Source organism: Kineococcus indalonis (genome assembly GCF_009906395.1).
GTDB classification, from domain to species: Bacteria; Actinomycetota; Actinomycetes; order Actinomycetales; family Kineococcaceae; genus Kineococcus; species Kineococcus indalonis.
In genome coordinates this window covers 1-2,164 of the sequence record NZ_JAAALM010000609.1, presented here as the reverse complement: position 1 = coordinate 2,164, position 2,164 = coordinate 1, and the positions used below count along the sequence as shown (strand labels likewise).

2 protein-coding genes are annotated in these 2,164 nt (G+C 77.3%); both read left to right on the top strand.

Features of this window, described 5'->3' with window-relative positions; all coding sequences use genetic code 11:
* Positions 1–159 precede the first annotated feature (159 nt).
* Positions 160–1,101, top strand: a complete 942-nt coding sequence (locus tag GTR00_RS19475) for an alpha-E domain-containing protein (RefSeq protein WP_166613209.1) — start codon at positions 160–162, stop codon at positions 1,099–1,101.
* Positions 1,101–1,943, top strand: coding sequence for a transglutaminase family protein (locus GTR00_RS19470; RefSeq protein ID WP_166613208.1), 843 nt, complete (start codon positions 1,101–1,103; stop codon positions 1,941–1,943). Before GTR00_RS19475 ends, GTR00_RS19470 begins: the two co-directional genes overlap by 1 nt.
* The last annotated feature ends 221 nt before the right edge of the window (positions 1,944–2,164 follow it).

The window sequence follows — 2,164 nt, the reverse complement described above, 5'->3', positions numbered from 1 at the left end:
CCGCCGCGCCCGTGCTCGAGCCGTGGTAGGCCCGCAGGAACGCCTCGTAGGCGCCGGTGGAGCGCAGCAGCAGCAGCAGCAACGGCAACGGCAACGGCGGGGACGACGGCAGCAGCGGCCGGAGCGGCGGCGGCGCGACGGGTCGGGGGGTGCGTCGGGGTGCTGAGCCGCATCGCGGAGTCGCTGTTCTGGATCGGGCGGTACGTGGAGCGGGCGGACTCCACCGCCCGCACCCTCGACGTGCACGTCGAGCGCACCCTGGCCGACCCGTGGGTCGACGAGGCGGAGGTGTCCCGCTCGCTGCTCGGCGTCATGGGCACCCCGGTGCCGCCGGGCGCCCGCACCAGCCGGCGCGAGCTGCTGGAGGTGCTCGCGCACGACCCGCTGAGCCCCAGCTCGATCACCGGCGCCCTGGGCGCGGCGCGCGAGAACGCCCGCCGGGCCCGCGAGACGGTCTCCTCGGACATGTGGGAGAGCCTGAACACGACGTGGAACGCGCTGGCCTCGGGCCGCTGGCGCGCCGCCAGCGCCCACCGGTTCTTCGCCTGGGTGCGCGAGCGCACCGCCGTCGTCAACGGCCTGGTGGACGCCACGATGAGCCGCGACGACTCCTGGCAGTTCTTCGTGCTGGGCCGCTCCCTGGAGCGCGCCGACATGACCGCGCGGCTGGTGGACACGCGCGCGGTGCCGGGGGCGGCGCCGCAGTGGCCGCTGCTGCTGCGCTCCACCGGCGCCTACGAGGCGTTCCTGCGGGCCTACCACGGCTCGAGCACGGGCGCGGCGGGGGAGGCCCACGCGGCGGAGTTCCTGCTGCTGGACCGGTTGTTCCCGCGCTCGGTGGTCCACGCGCTGGAGACGGCCGAGGCGTGCCTGGAGGCGCTGGACCCCCAGCCGCGGCGCGCGGGCTACGCCCCGGACGCGCGGCGGGTGCTCGGGCAGGCGCGCACCCGGCTGGAGTTCTCCAGCCCCGAGCAGCTGCTGGACGACCTGCACCCGCAGATGCGCGCGGTGCAGGAGGCGTGCTCGGCGGCCTCGCTGGCCGTCGGCGAGCGCTTCTTCCCCATGGCGGGGGCGGTCTCCTGGACGGCGGGGAGGTCCTGATGCGGCTGCGCATCGTGCACGAGACGACGCACACCTACGACGGGGAGGTCGTCGCCAGCTTCAACGAGGCGCGCGTGACCCCGCTGACCACGCCGCACCAGACGGCCCTGGACTCCCGCCTGGAGATCAGCCGGCCGGCGACGACGACGCGCTACTGGGACTACTGGGGCACCCACGTGACGGCGTTCGACCTGCACGTGCGCCACCGCGAGCTGGTGACCACGGCCACGAGCCTGGTGGAGACCGACCGCCGCCCGGACCGCCACGCGCACCGGCCGCTGGGCTGGGCGGAGCTGCGCGCCGACGCCCTCGTCGACGAGCTGGCGGAGTTCCTGGCGCCGACGCGGCGCACGAGCGCGCCGGCGGAGGGGTTCGCGCAGGCGGTGCGCGAGCTGACCGCCGGGGCGGACCCGCGCGAGGCGGCGCACCGGGTGTGCGCGTGGGTGCACGAGCAGGTGGAGTACGTGCCCGGCGCCACCGGGGTGCACGCCACCGCGCAGGAGTCCTGGGAGCAGCGCCGCGGGGTGTGCCAGGACCTGGCGCACCTGGTGCTGGCGGGCCTGCGGGAGCTGGGGGTGCCGTGCCGGTACGTCTCCGGCTACCTGCACCCGGCGCGCGAGCCGGAGCCGGGCGTGGAGGTGGCGGGGGAGAGCCACGCCTGGATCGAGTTCTTCGACGGGGCGTGGACGGCCTGGGACCCCACCAACGACATCCCCGTCGGCGACCGGCACGTCGTGGTGGCGCGCGCCCGCGACTACTCCGACGTCAGCCCCCTGCAGGGGGTGTACTCCGGGCCCCCGTCCACGGTGCGCGCGCGGGTGCTGGTGACGCGCACCGCCTGACGCGCACCGCCTGACGCGCACCGCCTGACGCGCACCGCCCGGCGCGCACCGCTCCACCCGGCGGGGCGGACCGCGCGCGCCGGGCTCACCCCTGCCCGGCGGGGGCGGCGCGCCCGCGGCGCCGGCGCAGCACGAGCAGCGGCACCGCGACCGCGGCGGCGGGCACCGCGAAGGGCAGGACGGCGCCCAGGACCACGGCGGCGCCGCGCGCCACGCGCACC